General features: G+C 67.2%; 2 protein-coding genes. Both read left to right on the forward strand.

Translation table 11 applies throughout. From position 1 onward, the window contains the following. On the forward strand, positions 1-517 hold a 517-nt coding region (locus tag AB0O15_RS47920), incomplete at its 5' end, for a transposase (RefSeq protein WP_364334919.1). 515 nt (positions 518-1,032) lie between these two features. After that, positions 1,033-2,052: group II intron reverse transcriptase/maturase (ltrA, locus tag AB0O15_RS47925; RefSeq protein WP_364334922.1), on the forward strand; the 1,020-nt coding region annotated here is incomplete at its 3' end.

The following is a 2,052-nucleotide window of genomic DNA, read 5'->3' on the forward strand; positions in this document are numbered from 1 at the left end:
CGAGCAGGTTGACGGGCTGACCCGGCGCTGGTCACGAGTGAGCGAAGGGCTTCGGCGGGTGCTGACGGCGATCGGGCTCGCGCTCGCTGGGCGGGCAGGTGCCCGGCTGGCCGCGTCGTTGGGCATGCCGACCGGCCGTGATCGTCTCATTCGCCTGGTTCGTACGTTGCCTGATCCTCCCGTCGGTGACATCGCCGTGCTGGGAGTCGATGACTTCGCGATCAAGCGTGGCCACCACTACGGCACCGTGCTGATCGACTGCGAGAACCGCAGGGTCGTAGATGTCTTGGTCGGCCGGGATGCCGAACCCCTGACAGTCTGGCTGCAAGAACACCCGGGACCGGTGGTGATCTGCCGAGATCGGGCCAGCGCCTACGCCGAGGCAGCCCGGACCGCCGCGCCGGAGGCGGTGCAGGTCGCCGACCGGTTCCACCTCTGGCAGGTGCGCCGTGAGGCGCTGATTGATCGAGTGGGGGTGAGAGACCTTCGCCGCTGTCCTGTCGCAGCAGGGCGGTGAAGCTGGGGGCAGCCTGATCCGGGAGGTGCCGGGGAGGGTGGCAAGCGGCCCTGACAAAGCCGGGACGTGACAGTACCGCCAGATGGTGCGGGTCCGGCGAGCGAGTTGGAGAGGTATACGAGAGGAACCGGTGTGTGAAGCCTCCTAAGGTGACATCAGCTCGAACCTGGTGGATGAGGGCTGGTTGCGGTGCGTGCCCGCTGATGTTCCACGGCGGGCAACTTCCGGGTTGTGGATGCCAAACGGTCCGGGAGGCCACGGTGAAGTGCTGCGGGGTAGCCGTGGAGATGCCGCGGGGGTATAGCCGGGTGCCTACTTCGACGATCGATCAATCAGTGAACACGGGAACCTTCCCGGTCTTGCCCGCCATCCAGGCTGCCGGCGTGGGTGGATGGGCTGGGCGCACCGTCAGCCGATCAGGCCGGGAAGGGGCGGAGCCGTCGTAGTACTCCGAGCCGGGGAAAGCCCGGCACATGGGGAAGGACGGCAGCGAGATCGCAAGGGAAGGGACTGCAATGTCCGAAGACACCGGGGTGGATGTCCCGGTCACGTGGCCGTCGGTGCTCCTCGCCGAGGCTCGGGTACGGAAGATGCAGACCAAGCTGCACCGTTGGGCGGTCGCCGATCACGGCTTCCGGTTCGATGATGTGTTCAACTTCGTCTGCGACCCGGCCACCTTGGTGATGGCCTTCGAACGGGTCGCGGGCAACACCGGAGCCCGGACAGCGGGCGTGGACGGCGTTCGCGCCGCCGACGTCGAGACGTCCGGGGTGACAGCGCACCTGAACCACATCCGTGCCATGTTGAAGGCGGGGACCTTCGGGCCGCTGCCGACGCGGGAACGGATGATCCCCAAGACCGGCGGGAAGCTTCGCCGGCTGGGGATCCCGACGGTCACCGACCGAGTGGTGCAGGCCGCGCTGAAGCTGGTCCTGGAGCCCATTTTCGAGGCGGACTTCCGTCCGTGCTCTTACGGGTTCCGGCCGAACCGGCGTGCGCACGACGCGATCGCCGAGATTCACCTGTTCGGTTCCCAGGGATACCGCTGGGTGCTGGACGCCGATATCGAGGCGTGCTTCGACCGCATCGACCACACGGCCCTGATGGACCGGGTGCGAGCGCGGGTGAAGGACAAACGCGTGCTGACGCTGGTGAAAGCGTTCCTGAAAGCCGGGATCATGACCGAGCTCGGCGAACGGAACGAGACCACCTCCGGGACACCGCAAGGAGGGATCCTCTCACCGCTGCTGGCCAACATCGCCTTGTCGGTGCTCGACGACTTCGCCGCCGAACACTGGACGACCGCGATGGCGACCCGGCAGGACCGCGAACGGCGACGGCGGCGGGGCCTGCCAACCTGGCGACTGGTCCGCTACGCGGACGACTTCGTCGTCATGGTCCACGGCACCCGCGAGCACGTCGAAGCTCTTCGTGGACAGATGAGCGAGGTCCTGGCCGGGATGGGCTTGACTCTCTCCCCGGCCAAGACGCAGGTCGTCTACCTCGCGGACGGGTTCAACTTCCTCGGCTTCCGC

Origin of the sequence: Actinoplanes sp. NPDC089786, assembly GCF_040684855.1 — a bacterium.
Taxonomy (GTDB): domain Bacteria; phylum Actinomycetota; class Actinomycetes; order Mycobacteriales; family Micromonosporaceae; genus Actinoplanes.